Origin of the sequence: Xanthomonas albilineans, from assembly GCF_002939705.1 — a bacterium.
GTDB lineage: Bacteria > Pseudomonadota > Gammaproteobacteria > Xanthomonadales > Xanthomonadaceae > Xanthomonas_A > Xanthomonas_A albilineans.
This window is the reverse complement of record NZ_MDCB01000026.1, coordinates 1-16,484: the sequence shown is the minus strand read 5'-3', so window position 1 is coordinate 16,484 and position 16,484 is coordinate 1. Positions and strand designations below refer to the sequence as shown.

Annotated in this window: 13 protein-coding genes and 1 tRNA gene; all 14 read right to left on the bottom strand. The window is 62.4% G+C overall.

What is annotated here, in order from left to right; all coding sequences use genetic code 11:
• Positions 1–90, bottom strand: a 90-nt coding sequence (locus XalbCFBP2523_RS15150; protein ID WP_032978997.1) for a GTP-binding protein, incomplete at its 3' end; no start/stop codon positions are given.
• A gap of 87 nt (positions 91–177) precedes the next feature.
• Positions 178–2,268 carry an elongation factor G gene (gene fusA, locus XalbCFBP2523_RS15145; RefSeq protein WP_012915057.1) on the bottom strand — a complete coding sequence of 697 codons (2,091 nt, stop codon included), beginning with the start codon at positions 2,266–2,268 and terminating at the stop codon, positions 178–180.
• Between the two features lie 139 nt (positions 2,269–2,407).
• Positions 2,408–2,875 (bottom strand): 30S ribosomal protein S7, encoded by a 468-nt coding sequence (gene rpsG / locus XalbCFBP2523_RS15140; RefSeq protein ID WP_012915056.1) that lies wholly within the window; start codon positions 2,873–2,875, stop codon positions 2,408–2,410.
• Between the two features lie 12 nt (positions 2,876–2,887).
• On the bottom strand, positions 2,888–3,262 hold the full coding sequence (gene rpsL, locus XalbCFBP2523_RS15135) for a 30S ribosomal protein S12 (protein WP_012915055.1): 375 nt from the start codon (positions 3,260–3,262) through the stop codon (positions 2,888–2,890).
• 225 nt (positions 3,263–3,487) lie between these two features.
• Positions 3,488–7,705, bottom strand: coding sequence for a DNA-directed RNA polymerase subunit beta' (gene rpoC / locus XalbCFBP2523_RS15130; protein ID WP_012915054.1), 4,218 nt, complete (start codon positions 7,703–7,705; stop codon positions 3,488–3,490).
• A 155-nt stretch (positions 7,706–7,860) separates the two neighbouring features.
• Positions 7,861–12,012: a DNA-directed RNA polymerase subunit beta gene (gene rpoB / locus XalbCFBP2523_RS15125; protein WP_012915053.1), complete on the bottom strand. Its 4,152-nt coding sequence runs from the start codon at positions 12,010–12,012 to the stop codon at positions 7,861–7,863.
• A gap of 284 nt (positions 12,013–12,296) precedes the next feature.
• Positions 12,297–12,665, bottom strand: coding sequence for a 50S ribosomal protein L7/L12 (rplL, locus tag XalbCFBP2523_RS15120; protein ID WP_012915052.1), 369 nt, complete (start codon positions 12,663–12,665; stop codon positions 12,297–12,299).
• A 63-nt stretch (positions 12,666–12,728) separates the two neighbouring features.
• On the bottom strand, positions 12,729–13,265 hold the full coding sequence (gene rplJ, locus XalbCFBP2523_RS15115; protein WP_012915051.1) for a 50S ribosomal protein L10: 537 nt from the start codon (positions 13,263–13,265) through the stop codon (positions 12,729–12,731).
• A 487-nt stretch (positions 13,266–13,752) separates the two neighbouring features.
• Positions 13,753–14,451 carry a 50S ribosomal protein L1 gene (rplA, locus tag XalbCFBP2523_RS15105; RefSeq protein WP_012915050.1) on the bottom strand — a complete coding sequence of 233 codons (699 nt, stop codon included), beginning with the start codon at positions 14,449–14,451 and terminating at the stop codon, positions 13,753–13,755.
• A gap of 3 nt (positions 14,452–14,454) precedes the next feature.
• Entirely contained in the window at positions 14,455–14,883 is a 429-nt protein-coding gene (rplK, locus tag XalbCFBP2523_RS15100) for a 50S ribosomal protein L11 (protein WP_012915049.1), read from the bottom strand.
• Positions 14,884–15,085: 202 nt separating this feature from the next.
• On the bottom strand, positions 15,086–15,643 hold the full coding sequence (gene nusG, locus XalbCFBP2523_RS15095) for a transcription termination/antitermination protein NusG (RefSeq protein WP_012915048.1): 558 nt from the start codon (positions 15,641–15,643) through the stop codon (positions 15,086–15,088).
• A 13-nt stretch (positions 15,644–15,656) separates the two neighbouring features.
• A complete protein-coding gene (secE, locus tag XalbCFBP2523_RS15090) occupies positions 15,657–16,070 on the bottom strand; it encodes a preprotein translocase subunit SecE (protein ID WP_045764251.1) in 414 nt (137 codons plus the stop codon).
• A gap of 50 nt (positions 16,071–16,120) precedes the next feature.
• Positions 16,121–16,196 (bottom strand) — tRNA-Trp (locus XalbCFBP2523_RS15085).
• Positions 16,197–16,361: 165 nt separating this feature from the next.
• Positions 16,362–16,484 (bottom strand): EF-Tu C-terminal domain-related protein (locus XalbCFBP2523_RS15080; protein ID WP_488175802.1); only part of this gene is annotated, 123 nt, incomplete at its 5' end.

The following is a 16,484-nucleotide window of genomic DNA, read 5'->3' as shown; positions in this document are numbered from 1 at the left end:
TGCCGTCAGCGTGGTCTTGCCGTGGTCGACGTGACCGATGGTGCCGACATTGACGTGCGGCTTGGTGCGCTCGAACTTACCCTTGGCCATGGTGTTTTACCTTTGTTTCGTATTGGGGGACAAGGAAGCGGGATGCGGGCGGGACTGTGTCCGCGCACCGCACCCGTCCCGCTATTCTCAATTCTTCTTGATGACAGAATCGGCGATGTTGGCCGGTGCTTCGGCGTAGTGGTCGAACTCCATCGAGAACGTGGCGCGACCCTGCGACATCGAGCGCAGCGTGGTGGCATAACCGAACATTTCGCCCAGCGGCACCATCGCGTTGATCACCTTGCCGGACGGACTATCGTCCTGGCCTTGCAGAATGCCGCGACGACGACTGACGTCGCCCATCACGTCGCCCAGGTAGTCTTCCGGGGTGACGATCTCGACTTTCATGATCGGCTCAAGCAGCACCGGATTGGCCTTGTTGAAGCCTTCCTTGAAGCCCATCGAGCCGGCGATCTTGAACGCCATTTCCGAGGAGTCGACGTCATGGTAGGAACCGTCGATCAGACGGACCTTGACGTCCACGATCGGATAGCCGGCCATCACGCCATTGGCCACCGCTTCCTGGATGCCCTTGTCCACCGCCGGGATGTATTCCTTCGGCACCACACCGCCGACGATCGCGTTCTCAAAGGTGTAACCCTTGCCGCGTTCCTGCGGCTCGATCTCGAGCACGACGTGGCCGTATTGACCCTTACCACCGGACTGGCGCACGAACTTGCCTTCCTGCTTGACCGCCTTGCGGATGGTCTCGCGGTACGCCACCTGCGGCTTGCCGACGTTGGCCTCCACGTTGAACTCGCGCTTCATGCGGTCGACGATGATTTCCAGGTGCAACTCGCCCATGCCACGGATGATGGTCTGCCCGGACTCTTCGTCGGTGTTGACGCGGAACGAGGGATCTTCCTGCGCCAGACGGCTCAGCGCGATGCCCATCTTTTCCTGGTCCGACTTGGTCTTCGGCTCGACCGCCATCGAGATCACCGGCTCCGGGAACACCATGCGTTCCAAGGTGATGATGTCGCTCTGCGCGCACAGCGTGTCGCCGGTGGTGACGTCCTTCAAGCCAACCGCCGCCGCGATGTCGCCCGCGCGCACTTCCTTGATTTCTTCGCGGTTGTTGGAGTGCATCTGCAGGATGCGACCCACCCGCTCCTTCTTCGACTTGACCGGGTTGTACACTTGGTCGCCGGAGTTGAGCGTGCCGGAATAGACACGGAAGAACGTCAGCGAGCCGACGAACGGATCGGTCATGATTTTGAACGCCAACGCCGAGAACGGCGCGCTGTCGGTGGCCGCGCGACTGTCTTCCTTTTCGTCCTCGTCGATGCCCTTGACCGGCGGACGATCGCTGGGCGACGGCAGCAGCTGGATGACGCCATCGAGCATCGCCTGCACACCCTTGTTCTTGAACGCGGTACCGCAGTACACCGGCACCACTTCCACTTTCAGGGTACGCTCGCGCAGACCGCCAAGGATCTCAGCCTCGGACAGGTCACCTTCGTTGAGGTACTTGTCCATCAGGTCTTCGTTGGCTTCGGCTGCGGCTTCGACCATGAACGCGCGCGCCTCGGTGGCCTTGTCGACCAGATGGGCCGGGATGTCGCGGTACTCGAACACGGTGCCCTGCGAGGCGGTATCCCAGTGGATCGCCTTCATCTTGACCAGATCGACCACGCCCTCGAAGCCGTCTTCGGCGCCGATCGGCACTTGCATCGGCACCGGATACGCACCCAGGCGCGCCTTCAACTGCTCGACCACCTTGTCGAAGTTGGCGCCGGTGCGGTCCATCTTGTTGACGAACGCAAGACGCGGCACGGCGTACTTATTGGCCTGGCGCCACACGGTCTCGGACTGCGGCTGGACACCGCCGACCGCGCACAACACGAACACCGCACCGTCGAGCACGCGCAGCGAGCGCTCCACTTCGATGGTGAAGTCGACGTGCCCGGGGGTATCGATGATGTTGAACCGGTGCTGCGGCATGGATTTGTCCATGCCGGTCCAGAACGCAGTGGTGGCCGCGGAGGTGATCGTGATGCCACGCTCCTGCTCCTGCTCCATCCAGTCCATCGTCGCGGCACCGTCATGCACCTCGCCAATCTTGTGACTGACGCCGGTGTAGAACAGGATACGTTCGGACGTAGTGGTCTTGCCGGCATCGATGTGGGCCATGATGCCGAAATTGCGGTAACGCTCGATGGGAGTGGTACGGGCCACAGGGAGCCTCTCAAATTTCCTGGATTTCGGATGGCCGAACGCCGCCTTACGGCGGCTTTCGGATTTGTGCCGCGCGCAACGGCGCGACTAAGCGGCACTCAGATGGTGCCGACGGACCCCGTTGCCGAGGTCCGGAAGATCACCAGCGGTAGTGCGCGAACGCCTTGTTCGCTTCCGCCATGCGGTGGGTTTCTTCGCGCTTCTTGATGGCACCACCACGGTTTTCCGAGGCATCCAACAGCTCGGCCGCGAGCTTGCGCGGCATCGAGTTCTCGCCGCGCTTACGCGCCGAGTCGATCAGCCAGCGCATCGCCAGCGCCATGCGACGGGAGGAACGCACCTCGACCGGCACCTGATAGGTGGCACCACCAACGCGACGCGACTTGACTTCGACCGCCGGAGCGACGTTGTCCAGCGCCTTCTGCACCAGTTCGATGGCGTTGGGATTCTTCTCGCCGATGACGTCCATCGCACCGTAGACGATCTTTTCGGCAACCGACTTCTTGCCGCTCAGCATCACCATGTTGATGAAGCGGGCAATGGTTTCGCTGCCGTGCTTGGGATCCGGCAGAACAGTGCGCTGCGGCGTATTACCTTTACGAGACATATGAACTTTTCCTTAGCTCTTCGGGCGCTTGGCGCCGTACTTGGAACGACCCTGACGACGCTTGGCGACGCCGGCAGCATCGAGCGAACCGCGCACGGTGTGGTAGCGCACACCCGGCAGATCCGGGACGCGACCGCCACGGATCAGGACCACGGAGTGTTCCTGCAAGTTGTGGCCTTCGCCACCGATGTAGCTAATGACCTCTTCCTGGTTGGTCAGGCGCACCTTGGCGACCTTGCGCAACGCAGAATTCGGCTTCTTCGGAGTAGTGGTGTACACGCGGGTGCAGACGCCACGGCGCTGCGGGCACTTATCCAGCGCCGGAGAGGAACTCTTGTAGGTGGTCGCCTGCCGCGGCTTGCGGACCAGCTGATTGATCGTCGCCATCAGTAGATTCTTCTGATTGAGGCCATCGGGCCTGGATGCGTGAAAACGAAGGCAGGCCGAAGGACGGCCTGCCGAGACAGGAAAGTATAGCGGGAAAGTCAAACTTCCGTCAACTCAACGGAAGCCGTACTTGCTGGCCGATCCTCGGCCTGACAAACGAGGAGCGCCTCCATTGCGCCCCCTTTCGCTTGCAACAACCGACTCCGCAGGCGAGGCCGATCCGACTCAATCGTCGCTGCTGGCAGCTGCTGACGTGGCAGTCTCAACCGTCGACTCGGCGCTGCCGCCAGACAGGGTCTGCATCTCCGACTCGGTCAGGCCACTGGAGTTGCGGCGACGCAGGCTGTGGTATGCCAAACCGGTACCCGCCGGGATCAACCGCCCCACGATCACGTTCTCCTTCAGACCGCGCAGCGTATCGCTGGTGCCACGCACCGCCGCCTCGGTGAGGACACGGGTGGTCTCCTGGAACGAGGCCGCCGAAATGAAAGACTCGGTTGCCAGCGACGCCTTGGTGATGCCCAGCAACACCGGCTCGTACTTGGCCTGCAACTCGTTGCGCGCGGCCAGGCGGGAATTTTCCTCGATGACGCGCTGGCGCTCGGCCTGCTCGCCATTGAGGAACTTGCTGTTGCCCTGGTCGGTGATCTCGACCTTGCGCAGCATCTGCCGGGTGATGACCTCGATATGCTTATCGTTGATCTTCACGCCCTGCAGGCGGTACACGTCTTGGATTTCCTTGACCAGGTACGCAGCCAGCGGCTCGACACCCAGCAGGCGCAGGATGTCCTGCGGGCTCGGCTCGCCGTCTACCACGGTTTCGCCCTTGGCCACGTGCTCGCCTTCGAACACGGTGATATTGCGGTACTTCGGGATCAGTTCTTCGTGCTCGGACCCGTCGGCGTCCTTGATGATCAAGCGCTGCTTGCCCTTGGTGTCCTTACCGAAGCTGATGATGCCCGAACGCTCGGCCAGGATCGCCGGATCCTTCGGCTTACGCGCTTCGAACAGGTCGGCCACGCGCGGCAGACCACCGGTGATGTCGCGCGTCTTGGAGGCTTCCTGCGGGATCTTGGCAACCACATCGCCCACGCCGACCGGCGCACCGTCTTGCAGGTTGACGATCGAGCGCGGCGGCAGCAGGTACTGCGCCGGCAGATCGGTGCCCGGGATGGCCAGGTCGTTGCCCTTGGCGTCGACGATGCGCACGATTGGGCGCAGGTCCTTGGCCTGGGTACCACGGCGCTTGGGATCGGTGATTTCCCGCGAGGCCAAACCCGTCAGCTCATCGGTCTTTTCGATGACGGTGACGCCGTCGATGAAATCGATGAAGCGAATGAAACCGGCCACTTCCGAGACGATCGGGTGGTTGTGGGGATCCCAGTTCGCCACTGACTGACCCGCTTTGACCGCATCACCATCCTTGGCGGTGATGGTGGCGCCATACGCCAGCTTGTAGCGCTCGCGCTCGCGACCGTGGCCGTCGAGCACCGACAGTTCGCCGGAACGCGACACCGCCACCAGCGAGCCATTGGCGTGCTCGACCGACTTGAGGTTGTTGAACTTGATCGAACCGGTGGTCTTGACCGTGATGTTGTCCACCGCCGCCGCACGCGAGGCCGCGCCGCCGATGTGGAAGGTACGCATGGTCAACTGGGTGCCGGGCTCGCCGATCGACTGCGCGGCGATGACGCCAACCGCTTCGCCGATATTGACCAGGTGACCACGGGCCAGGTCGCGACCGTAGCAACGCGCGCACACGCCGAAGGGCGATTCGCAGGTGATGGTCGAGCGGACCTTGACCGATTGCACGCCAGCCTCTTCCAACTTGGCCACCCACTGCTCGTCGAGCAAGGTGTTGCGGGTGACGATCGGATCCTCGTCGTTGCCCGGCAGGAACACGTCCTCGGCCACCACACGGCCGAGCACGCGGTCGCGCAGCGGCTCGACCACATCGCCGCCTTCCACGATCGGGGTCATGGTCAGGCCATCGGTGGTGCCGCAATCGGGCTCGGTGATCACCACGTCCTGCGCCACATCGACCAGACGGCGGGTCAGGTAACCGGAGTTGGCGGTCTTCAACGCGGTATCGGCCAGACCCTTACGCGCACCGTGGGTGGAGTTGAAGTACTCCTGCACGTTCAAACCTTCGCGGAAGTTCGCCTTGATCGGCGTCTCGATGATCGAGCCGTCCGGACGCGCCATCAAACCACGCATACCAGCCAACTGACGGATCTGCGCCTGGCTACCACGCGCGCCGGAGTCGGCCATGATGTACAGCGAGTTCATCGACTTCTGGTCGATGGTCTCCCCCTTGGCGTTGACCACCTTCTCGGTGCCGATGGTGTCCATCATCGCCTTGGCGATACGCTCGTTGGTGCGCGACCAGATGTCCACAACCTTGTTGTAGCGCTCACCAGCGGTGACCAGACCGGACTGATACTGCTCCTGGATTTCCAGCACTTCCTGTTCGGCCTCGCCGAGGATGCCCTTCTTTTCCGACGGAATCAGCATGTCGTCGATACCGATCGACACGCCGGCGCGCGTGGCATAGGCGAAGCCGGTGTACATCAGTTTATCGGCGAACACCACGCTGTCCTTCAGACCCAACTGACGGTAGCTGGAGTTGATCAGGCGACTGATGTTCTTCTTGGTCAGCTCGGTATTGGCCAGCGCGAAGGGCAGGCCTTCCGGCAGGATTTCGGCCAACAGCGCGCGACCGATCGTGGTGTCCACGATCGAGGTCTTCTTGCTACGGCCGCCGTTCTCGTCGATCACCGTCTCGGTGATACGGACCTTGACCTTGGCGTGCAATTCCACCGCACGGTTGTCGTAAGCGCGCTTCACTTCGGCGATGTTGGCGAACACCATGCCCTCGCCTTTCTTGTTCTCCAACGCACGGCTCATGTAGTACAGACCCAGCACCACGTCCTGGGACGGCACGATGATCGGCTCGCCGTTGGCAGGCGACAGGATGTTGTTGGTGGACATCATCAACGCACGCGCTTCCAACTGCGCTTCCAGCGACAACGGCACGTGCACAGCCATCTGGTCGCCGTCGAAGTCGGCGTTGAAGGCAGTACAGACCAGCGGATGCAACTGGATCGCCTTACCTTCGATCAGTACCGGCTCAAACGCCTGGATGCCCAAGCGGTGCAGGGTCGGCGCACGGTTCAACAGCACCGGATGCTCGCGGATCACTTCTTCCAAGATGTCCCAGACATCGGCTTCTTCGCGTTCGACCAGCTTCTTGGCGGCCTTGATGGTGGTGGCCAGACCACGGCGCTGCAGCTTGGCGAAAACGAATGGCTTGAACAGCTCCAACGCCATCTTCTTCGGCAAGCCACACTCATGCAGACGCAGGGTCGGGCCGACCACGATGACCGAACGACCGGAGTAGTCCACGCGCTTGCCGAGCAGGTTCTGGCGGAACCGACCCTGCTTGCCCTTGATCATGTCGGCCAGCGACTTCAGCGGGCGCTTGTTGGTGCCGGTGATGGCACGACCGCGGCGACCATTATCCAGCAGCGCATCGACCGATTCCTGCAGCATGCGCTTTTCGTTGCGCACGATGATCTCCGGCGCATTGAGTTCGAGCAGGCGGCGCAGACGGTTATTGCGGTTGATGACGCGGCGGTACAGATCGTTCAGGTCGGAGGTCGCGAAGCGGCCGCCGTCCAACGGCACCAGCGGGCGCAGATCCGGCGGCAGTACCGGCAGCACGGTCATCACCATCCACTCTGGACGGTTGCCGGACTCGATGAACGCCTCGATCAGCTTGATGCGCTTGGTCAGACGCTTGAGCTTGGTTTCAGAACCGGTGCTGGCAATTTCTTCGCGCAGGCGCGTCATTTCCGACTGCAGATCGATGGTGCGCAACAGCTCGTACACCGCCTCTGCGCCCATGGCGGCATCGAAGTCGTCCCCATGTTCCTGGCGGGCAGTCAGGTACTGCTCTTCGGTCAGCAGTTGGCGGCGCTCCAGCGCGGTCAGGCCCGGCTCGGTCACCACATAGGCTTCGAAATACAGGACGCGCTCGATGTCGCGCAAGGTCATATCCAGCATCAAGCCGATACGCGACGGCAACGACTTCAGGAACCAGATGTGCGCGACCGGCGAGGCCAAATCGATATGTCCCATGCGCTCGCGGCGCACCTTGGCCAAGGTGACTTCGGTGCCGCATTTTTCGCAGACCACGCCGCGGTGCTTCATGCGCTTGTACTTGCCGCACAGGCACTCGTAGTCCTTGATCGGGCCGAAGATGGCCGCGCAGAACAGGCCGTCGCGCTCAGGTTTGAAGGTGCGATAGTTGATGGTTTCCGGCTTCTTCACTTCGCCGAAGGACCACGAGCGGATCAGGTCCGGCGAGGCCAGCGCGATCTTGATCGCGTCGAAGTCCAGCGTCTGGCGCTGCTGGTTGAAGAGGTTGAGCAGATCTTTCATTGGATATCTCCGGGTCGGAGGAATGCGTAGCGAGGACGGGGTGGGGGCAGAGTCTTGTCGGGACCGGGGATCCGGGACCGGGGACCTGGAAAAGCAGAGCGGCGACGCTCCTCGCTTTTCCGAGTCCCAGGCCCCGGGCTCCGAGTCCCGGCCTCTCAGTCTTCCAATTCCATGTTGATGGCCAGCGAGCGGATTTCCTTCACCAGCACGTTGAAGGACTCCGGCATGCCGGCCACCATTTCGTGCTCGCCATCGACGATGTTCTTGTACATCTGGTTGCGGCCCTGTACGTCGTCGGACTTCACCGTCAACATTTCCTGCAAGGTGTAAGCCGCACCGTAGGCTTCCAACGCCCACACTTCCATTTCGCCGAAGCGCTGGCCGCCGAACTGCGCCTTGCCGCCCAACGGCTGCTGGGTGACCAACGAATACGGACCAGTGGAACGCGCGTGCATCTTGTCGTCGACCAAGTGGTTCAACTTCAGCATGTGCATGTAGCCGACGGTGGTACGGCGATCGAACGCTTCGCCGGTACGGCCATCGTAAAGCTGGGTCTGGCCGCTGATCGGCAGATCGGCGAGTTCAAGCATGTGCTTGATCTCCGCTTCGGTCGCGCCGTCGAACACCGGGGTCGCCATCGGCACACCGTCGGTCAGGTTCTTCGACAGGGACAGCAGCTCGGCGTCGCTGAACTGATCCAGGTCCACGCGGTCCTCGCCCAACTTCTGGTCGTGGTTGTAGATCTGGGTCAGGAACTTGCGCAGATCGGCCACATTGGCCTGAGCGTCGAGCATGTTCTGGATCTTGCGTCCCAGGCCCTTGGCCGCCCAGCCAAGGTGCACTTCCAGTACCTGACCGATATTCATACGCGACGGCACGCCCAGCGGGTTCAACACGATGTCCACGGTCTCGCCGTTGGCCATGTACGGCATGTCCTCGATCGGCTGGATCATCGACACGACACCCTTGTTGCCGTGGCGACCGGCCATTTTGTCGCCGGGCTGGATACGGCGCTTCACCGCCAGGAACACCTTGACCATCTTCAGCACGCCCGGAGCGAGGTCGTCGCCAGCGGTGATCTTGCCGCGCTTATCGGCAAAGCGACGTTCGAACTCCTGTTCATGCGCCTGGATCTGCTTCTGCGCGCGCTCGATCGCGTCGGAGGCATCCTCGTCCTTCATGCGCAGAGCGAACCACTCGGACTTCTTCAGACCATCCAGGTAGGCATCGCTGATGGTGTCGCCCTTCTTCAGGTTCGGGCCGCCGTTGGCGACCTTGCCGATCAGTTGGCTACGCAGGCGCGCATAGATGGCGCTCTCGAGGATGCGGAACTGATCGTCGAAGTCCTTCTTGACCCGCTTGATCTCGTTTTCCTCGATCTGGCGGGCGCGCTTGTCCTTCTCGATGCCGTCGCGGGTGAACACCTGCACGTCGATGACGGTGCCGTCCATGCCAGGCGGCACACGCAGCGAGCTATCCTTCACGTCCGAGGCCTTCTCGCCGAAGATCGCGCGCAGCAGTTTCTCTTCCGGGGTCAGTTGGCTCTCGCCCTTCGGCGTGACCTTGCCGACCATGATGTCGCCGGCGCGCACTTCCGCACCGATGTACACCACACCGGATTCGTCGAGACGGTTGAGCGCCTGCTCCGAGACATTGGGGATATCGGCGGAAATTTCTTCCGGCCCCAGCTTGGTGTCGCGCGCCACGCAGGTGAGCTCTTCGATATGGATCGTGGTGTAGCGATCCTCTTCCACCACACGCTCGGAGAGCAGGATGGAGTCTTCGAAGTTGTAACCGTTCCACGGCATGAACGCGATCAGCATGTTCTGGCCCAGGGCCAGTTCACCGATATCGGTCGAGGGACCATCGGCGAGCACGTCGCCGCGCGCGATCGCGTCGCCCACATTGACCAGCGGACGCTGGTTGATGCAGGTGTTCTGGTTGGAGCGCGTGTACTTGATCAGGTTGTAGATGTCGACGCCGGCATCGGTGCCGCCGCCGATCTCGGCCTCGTTGACCTTGACCACGATGCGGCCAGCGTCGATCTGCTCGATCACGCCGCCACGGCGCGCGTTCACGGTCACACCCGAGTCGCGCGCCACCGCGCGTTCGATACCGGTGCCGACCAGCGGTTTCTGCGCACGCAGCGTCGGCACGGCCTGGCGTTGCATGTTCGCGCCCATCAGCGCGCGGTTGGCGTCGTCGTGCTCCAGGAACGGCACCAACGCGGCCGCGATGGACACGGTCTGCATTGGCGAGACGTCCATGAAATGCACTTCCGCCGGCGGCTTGAGCAGCGATTCGCCCTGGTAGCGGCACGGCACGAACTGTTCGGTCAGACGGTTCTTGGCATCGTGCAATGCGTTGGCCTGGGCGATGACGTACTCGTTTTCTTCGATCGCCGAGAGGTATTCGACCTCGTCGGTGATCTGGCCGTCCACCACCTTCCGGTACGGCGTCTCTAGGAAGCCATACTGGTTGGTGCGCGCGAACACCGCCAGCGAGTTGATCAGACCGATGTTCGGGCCTTCCGGGGTTTCGGTGGTGCAGACGCGGCCGTAATGGGTCGGATGCACGTCGCGCACTTCGAAGCCTGCGCGCTCGCGGGTCAGACCGCCCGGCCCCAACGCCGAAACGCGACGCTTGTGTGTCACTTCCGACAACGGGTTGTTCTGATCCATAAATTGCGACAACTGCGAGGAACCGAAGAACTCCTTGATCGCGGCAGCCACCGGCTTGGCGTTGATCAGTTCCTGCGGGGTCAGGCCCTCGGACTCGGCCATCGACAGGCGCTCCTTGACCGCGCGCTCGACGCGGACCAGGCCAACGCGGAACACGTTCTCGGCCATTTCGCCGACCGAACGCACGCGACGATTACCCAGGTGATCGATATCGTCGACCACACCGCGACCGTTGCGGATTTCGGTCAGCACCTTGATCACATCGAGGATGTCGGAACTGTCGGCGCGCTCGGCAACCAAGCGCTTGGACTCCTCGTCGCTGCGCTCGCCGAAGTACTTCTTGTCGTACAACACCGACTCGCCGATGACCTCCTTGCGGCCGACGCGGCGGTTGAACTTCATGCGGCCAACCGTGGACAGGTCGTAACGCTCGAAGGTGAAGAACAGGTTGTGGAACAAGTTCTGCGCGGCATCCTTGGTCGGCGGTTCGCCCGGACGCATCATGCGGTAGATCTCGACCAAGGCTTCGAGCTGGGTCTTGGTCGGGTCGATGCGCAGGGTGTTGGACAGATACGGACCACGGTCCAGATCGTTGACCCACAGGGTCCCCACGGCGTCGACGCCGGCCTTACGGAACGCATTCAACTGCTCTTCGGTGATTTCGTCGTTGGCATTGGCCAGCAGTTCGCCGGTCGCGGCATCGACGACGTCGTGCGACAGGATGCGACCGACCAGGTACTCATCGGGCACGGCCAGCGCGGCGATACCGGAGGCCTCCAGTTGCTTAACGTGACGCGCGGTGATGCGCTTGCCAGCCTCGACAATGACCTTGTCGCCATCGGCCAGATCGAAGTCCAGCGTCTCGCCGCGCAAGCGCTCGGCGACCAATTCCAACTGCACGCCTTCCTTCGGATCGATGTGGAAGGTGTTGATCTCGAAGAACTCCGACAGCATTTCTTCGTTCGAATAACCGAGCGCGCGCAACAGGATCGACACCGGCAGCTTGCGACGGCGGTCGATACGGGTGAACAACGCGTCCTTCGGGTCGAACTCGAAGTCCAGCCAGGAGCCGCGGTACGGAATGATGCGGGCGCTGTACAGCAATTTGCCCGAGCTGTGAGTCTTGCCGCGATCGTGATCGAAGAAGACGCCCGGCGAACGGTGCAACTGGGAGACGATGACGCGCTCGGTGCCATTGACGATGAAGGTGCCGTTGTCGGTCATCAACGGAATTTCGCCGAGGTAGACCTCCTGCTCCTTCACGTACTTGATCGCCTTGGTCGAGGACTCGCGGTCGTAGATCACCAGGCGCACGGTCACGCGCAGCGGCGCGCCGTAGCTCATACCGCGCTGACGGCATTCACGCTCGTCGAACACCGGATCGCCGAGCTTGTAGCCAACATACTCCAGCGCGGCGTTGCCGCTGTAGCTGGAGATCGGGAACACCGATTTCAGAGCCGCGTGCAGGCCATGGTCCGAGCGCTTGTTCGGGTCGGTGTTTTCCTGCAGGAACTCACGGTAGGAATCCACCTGGATGGCGAGCAGGAAGGGGACTTCCAGGATCGAGCGCTGCTTGCCGAAATCCTTGCGGATACGCTTCTTTTCGGTGAACGAATAGGACGTCATGAGGTATCACCTTGGCTGATGCGGGCCACGCGTCCGCGGCCCTGAGTGAACATAAATTGTCAGTTGGAAGTCGCTGGTATTGCCGGCACCAGCACGCCTTCTCCCGCTACTTCCAACTACCAACTCGGTAAGGCCGAGACTGGGTCGCAGAGCCCGCATCGGTCGAACGACCGCGCAGACTCCCATGCCGAATCTAACCCGGCTGTACAACGGCCAAAGGCCGGGGACTCGCGCCCCCAGCCTTCAGTGCACCGCCTCGAACGACTGGCGATGCAAGGGACTGCTTACTTGACTTCGACCTTCGCGCCAGCGGCTTCCAGGTCTTTCTTGAACTTCTCGGCGTCTTCCTTCGACACGGCTTCCTTCAGCATGCCGCCGGCCTCGGTGAGGTCCTTGGCTTCCTTCAGGCCCAGGCCAGTGATGGCGCGAACGGCCTTGATGACGTCGACCTTCTTGGCGCCGGCATCGATCAGGATGACGTTGAATTCGGTCTGCTCTTCGACCGGAGCGGCAGCCACGGCCGGACCGGCAGCGGCGACCGGAGCGGCGGCGGAAACGCCGAACTTGTCTTCGATGGCCTTGACCAGCTCCATCACTTCCATGAGGGTCTTTTCGGCGATAGCGTCGACGATCTGCTCGTTAGACAGGGACATTGTGATTACCTTTGGAATTTTTTCTGGATGAGGTTCTTGTGAACCGTTTCAGGGATCGCGAACTTAAGCCGTTTCGACCTGGGCTTGGGCATCGGCGGGGGCGGCATCGCCACCTCCCTGCTTGTCGCCCACGGCCTTGACCGCACGGGCAAACATGCTTGCCGGCTCGGCCAAGACGCGTGCCAACATGGCCAGTGCCTGCTCGCGGGTCGGCAGCGACGCCAACACTTCGAGGTGAGCGGCCGGATACAGCTGACCGCCCAGCGACACGACCTTGGCCTGCAGCTTGTCGTTACCCTTGGCGAATTCCTTGATCAGACGACCGGCAGCGCCGGGTTCTTCCGTCGAGAACGCATACAGCAGCGGACCGACCAGCGCGTCCTGGACGCACTCGTATTCGGTACCGGCCACCGCGCGCGCGGCCAGGGTGTTCTTGACAACACGCAAGTACACACCGGTTTCGCGCGCCTTTTTGCGCATCGCGGTCATCTGCGAGACCGTGATGCCGGCGTACTCGGCAGCGACCAAGGAGTGAGCCTTCGCGGCAACGTCGGCCAATTCGGCGACGACTTCTTGCTTCTGGGACAGATTGAGAGCCATTGCACTCCTCCGTTAAAGCCGGGAGTTGGGACTAGCGATTCGGAATGCATCAGGAGCGACCGTGCCGCTCTTGCCAATCCCCAACCACGAATCTCGAAATCCCTGCTTCAAACACATTCCGCTCGCGGCTCCTGCCGCTTGCGGTCCTGGGCGGCCTCCATCCTGGATGCCGGGGACGCCGCATGGCATCCCAGTTGGTGGCCGTTCCAGACCTGGAGTGAGCGCGTCCGGGAAGTCCCGGATTGGCCTGAACCAGAAAAACTCCAGAAAGGCGGCACCATCTACGCCGGCGCGTCCCCAAGGGGACTGGATTAAGCGATCCCGCTGCACCGACGGCGATTCCTTGCCATCTCGAACTTCCCTGCCCGTCGTCGGTGTGCGCAGACCGCGCCTGCGGTCTTTGACGGCTTCGCGTCGGGTTGCCCCTGGCGACGCCTTCAAAAGGGTGACACCGACGCCGCACCTCGCGGGCGGCGCCGTGTTGCAATTACTTCAGGGACAGCGATGCCTGATCGATGGTGACACCCGGGCCCATGGTCGAGCTCACCGAGATCTTCTGCAGGTAGTTACCCTTGGAGGTCGCCGGCTTGGCCTTGACCAGATCCAGCAACAGCGCATGCAGATTGCTCTTCAGCGCATCGTCTTCGAAGCTGGCCTTGCCGATGGTGCAGTGGATGATGCCCGCCTTGTCGGTGCGATAGCGCACCTGACCGGATTTGGCATTCTTCACCGCTTCGGCCGGGTTGGCGGACACGGTCCCGACCTTCGGGTTCGGCATCAGGCCGCGCGGGCCCAGCAGCGTGCCCAGCTTACCGACGACGCGCATCGCGTCCGGCGTCGCGATGACCACGTCGTAGTTCAGATCCCCGCCCTGCATCTTCTCGGCCAGATCGTCCATGCCAACGGCCTCGGCACCCGCAGCCAGGGCTTCGTCCGCCTTGGCACCGGCCGGGGCGAACACCGCCACGCGCACGCTCTTGCCGGTACCGGCCGGCAGCACGGTGGAACCGCGCACCTGCTGGTCGGACTTCTTGGCATCCACGCCCAGACGTACGGCGACGTCGACGGCTTCGACGAACTTGGCCTTGCTGGTGGTCTTGATGATCTTCAGCGCTTCGTCGATCGAATACGCCTTGCCCGGCTGCACCGCAGCACGGATCGCTTTCTGTCGCTTGGTCTGTGCCATCGCTTAACCCTCCACCGTCAGGCCCATGCTGCGGGCGGAACCCGCAATCGTGCGTACCGCCGCTTCCAGCTCCGCCGCCGTCAGGTCGGCTTCCTTCGCCTTGGCGATGTCTTCCAACTGCTTGCGGGTGACCTTGCCCACCTTTTCGGTGTTCGGGCGCTTGGAGCCGGAGGTGATACCGGCGGCCTTCTTCAGCAGCACGCTCGCCGGCGTGCTCTTGGTGACGAAGGTGAAGGTACGGTCCGAGTAGGCCGTGATGATGACCGGCGTGGGCAAGCCCGGCTCCAGCTTCTGCGTGGCCGCATTGAAGGCCTTGCAGAATTCCATGATGTTCAGGCCGCGCTGACCCAGCGCAGGACCGACCGGCGGCGAGGGGTTGGCCTGACCGGCCTTCACCTGCAGCTTGATGTAACCGACGACTTTCTTTGCCATGTTGAGTCTCTCCGGGTGCTAGCGCCTGAACGACAGGCTCCCCATCGCGACGGGAAAATCACGTGTCCCGCCATCACGTTTTGGATTGCGCAGAAAGCCGCCTCGCGGCGGCTCCCGACTCTGCCCGACGACTGCTTGGGCAGCCAGCCGCGCAGTATAGCAGAGATTCGAGCGTGCGGCGCAGACACGCCGATAGCAGGACTCAGGCTTTCTCGACCTGACCGAATTCCAGTTCCACCGGGGTAGAACGGCCGAAGATCAGCACCGCCACACGCAGCCTGCTCTTTTCGTAGTTGACTTCCTCGACCACACCATTGAAGTCGTTGAACGGACCATCGGTGACGCGCACCATTTGCCCCGGTTCGAACAGCACCTTCGGACGCGGCTTTTCAACGCCATCTTGAACGCGCTGCAGGATCGCATCGGCCTCCTGGTCGCGAATCGGTAACGGCCGATCGGCGGTGCCGCCAATGAACCCCATCACCTTGGGCGTCTCCTTGACCAAGTGCCAGCTCTCGTTATCAATCCGCGGGATGCCGCCTTCGTCGTGGGTCTCGATCTGCACCAACACGTAACCCGGGAAGAACTTGCGCTCGGAACGGCGCTTCTGGCCGGAGCGCATCTCGATCACTTCCTCTGTGGGCACCAACACGTCGCCGAAGCGCTCCTGCATCTCGTCACGCACAATACGGTCGCGCAGCGCTTGCGCCACGGACTTCTCGAAGCCTGAATAGGCGTGGACGACATACCAACGCTTCACTGCTGCACTCTCCTCAACGGCTAACGAACCACTGCATCAGCTTCTGGATCACGAAATCGAACCCACCCAGCAGCAGACTCAGAATGATCACCACCACGATCACCACCCAGGTGGTCCGAATGGCCTCCTGGCGGGTCGGCCACACCACCTTGCGCAGTTCGAATCGCGATTCGGACAGGAACTCACGAGCCTCGCGCCCCTTGGCGGTCAACAGGAACACCGCACCGCCAGCGACCAGGCCCGCCACCACGGCCAACCCACGCAGTGGACCGGACCAGTTGCCCAGTTGCGTCGCGCGACTGGGATCGGCGAACCAGAACCACACGAACAGGCCAGCCACCACCAGCAACGCAGCGATGCCGTACTTGACGATATCGCCACCGGAGGAGGCGGCGGAACTCTTGGAATGCTCGATCTTGCTGTTCATCCGACTCTTGTTGCGATGCGACCGAGGTCACTGGATAGGGACCGGCAGATTGGCACGCCAGGAGGGACTCGAACCCCCAACCTGCGGTTTTGGAGACCGCTGCTCTGCCAATTGAGCTACTGGCGTGTAGTAAAAACGACCGCACTTCCCTGAGACAGCGAAGGCGGACCGAAGGTTCCGGCCCGCCCTTCGCTCAACCCGGCAACCGAAGCCGCCTGCACCTCGTTGGATTTAGGCGACCGCAGCCACCACGATACCGACGAGTCCCGCAGCCCAGGCTGCCGGAGGGCATTACTTGATGATCTTGGCCACCACGCCGGCCCCGACCGTCCGGCCGCCTTCGCGGATCGCGAAACGCAGGCCTTCGTCCATCGCCACCGGATTGATCAGCGTCACCGTCATCTTGACGTTGTC

Excerpts from the sequence above, each read along its gene's own strand:
- rpoC (WP_012915054.1), bottom strand. The coding sequence starts at position 7,705 with ATGAAAGATCTGCTCAACCTCTTCAACCAGCAGCGCCAGACGCTGGAC.
- secE (WP_045764251.1), bottom strand. The coding sequence starts at position 16,070 with ATGAACAGCAAGATCGAGCATTCCAAGAGTTCCGCCGCCTCCTCCGGT.
- rplK (WP_012915049.1), bottom strand. The coding sequence starts at position 14,883 with ATGGCAAAGAAAGTCGTCGGTTACATCAAGCTGCAGGTGAAGGCCGGT.
- rplL (WP_012915052.1), bottom strand. The coding sequence starts at position 12,665 with ATGTCCCTGTCTAACGAGCAGATCGTCGACGCTATCGCCGAAAAGACC.
- rpoB (WP_012915053.1), bottom strand. The coding sequence starts at position 12,012 with ATGACGTCCTATTCGTTCACCGAAAAGAAGCGTATCCGCAAGGATTTC.
- rpsL (WP_012915055.1), bottom strand. The coding sequence starts at position 3,262 with ATGGCGACGATCAATCAGCTGGTCCGCAAGCCGCGGCAGGCGACCACC.
- rplJ (WP_012915051.1), bottom strand. The coding sequence starts at position 13,265 with ATGGCTCTCAATCTGTCCCAGAAGCAAGAAGTCGTCGCCGAATTGGCC.
- rpsG (WP_012915056.1), bottom strand. The coding sequence starts at position 2,875 with ATGTCTCGTAAAGGTAATACGCCGCAGCGCACTGTTCTGCCGGATCCC.
- rplA (WP_012915050.1), bottom strand. The coding sequence starts at position 14,451 with ATGGCACAGACCAAGCGACAGAAAGCGATCCGTGCTGCGGTGCAGCCG.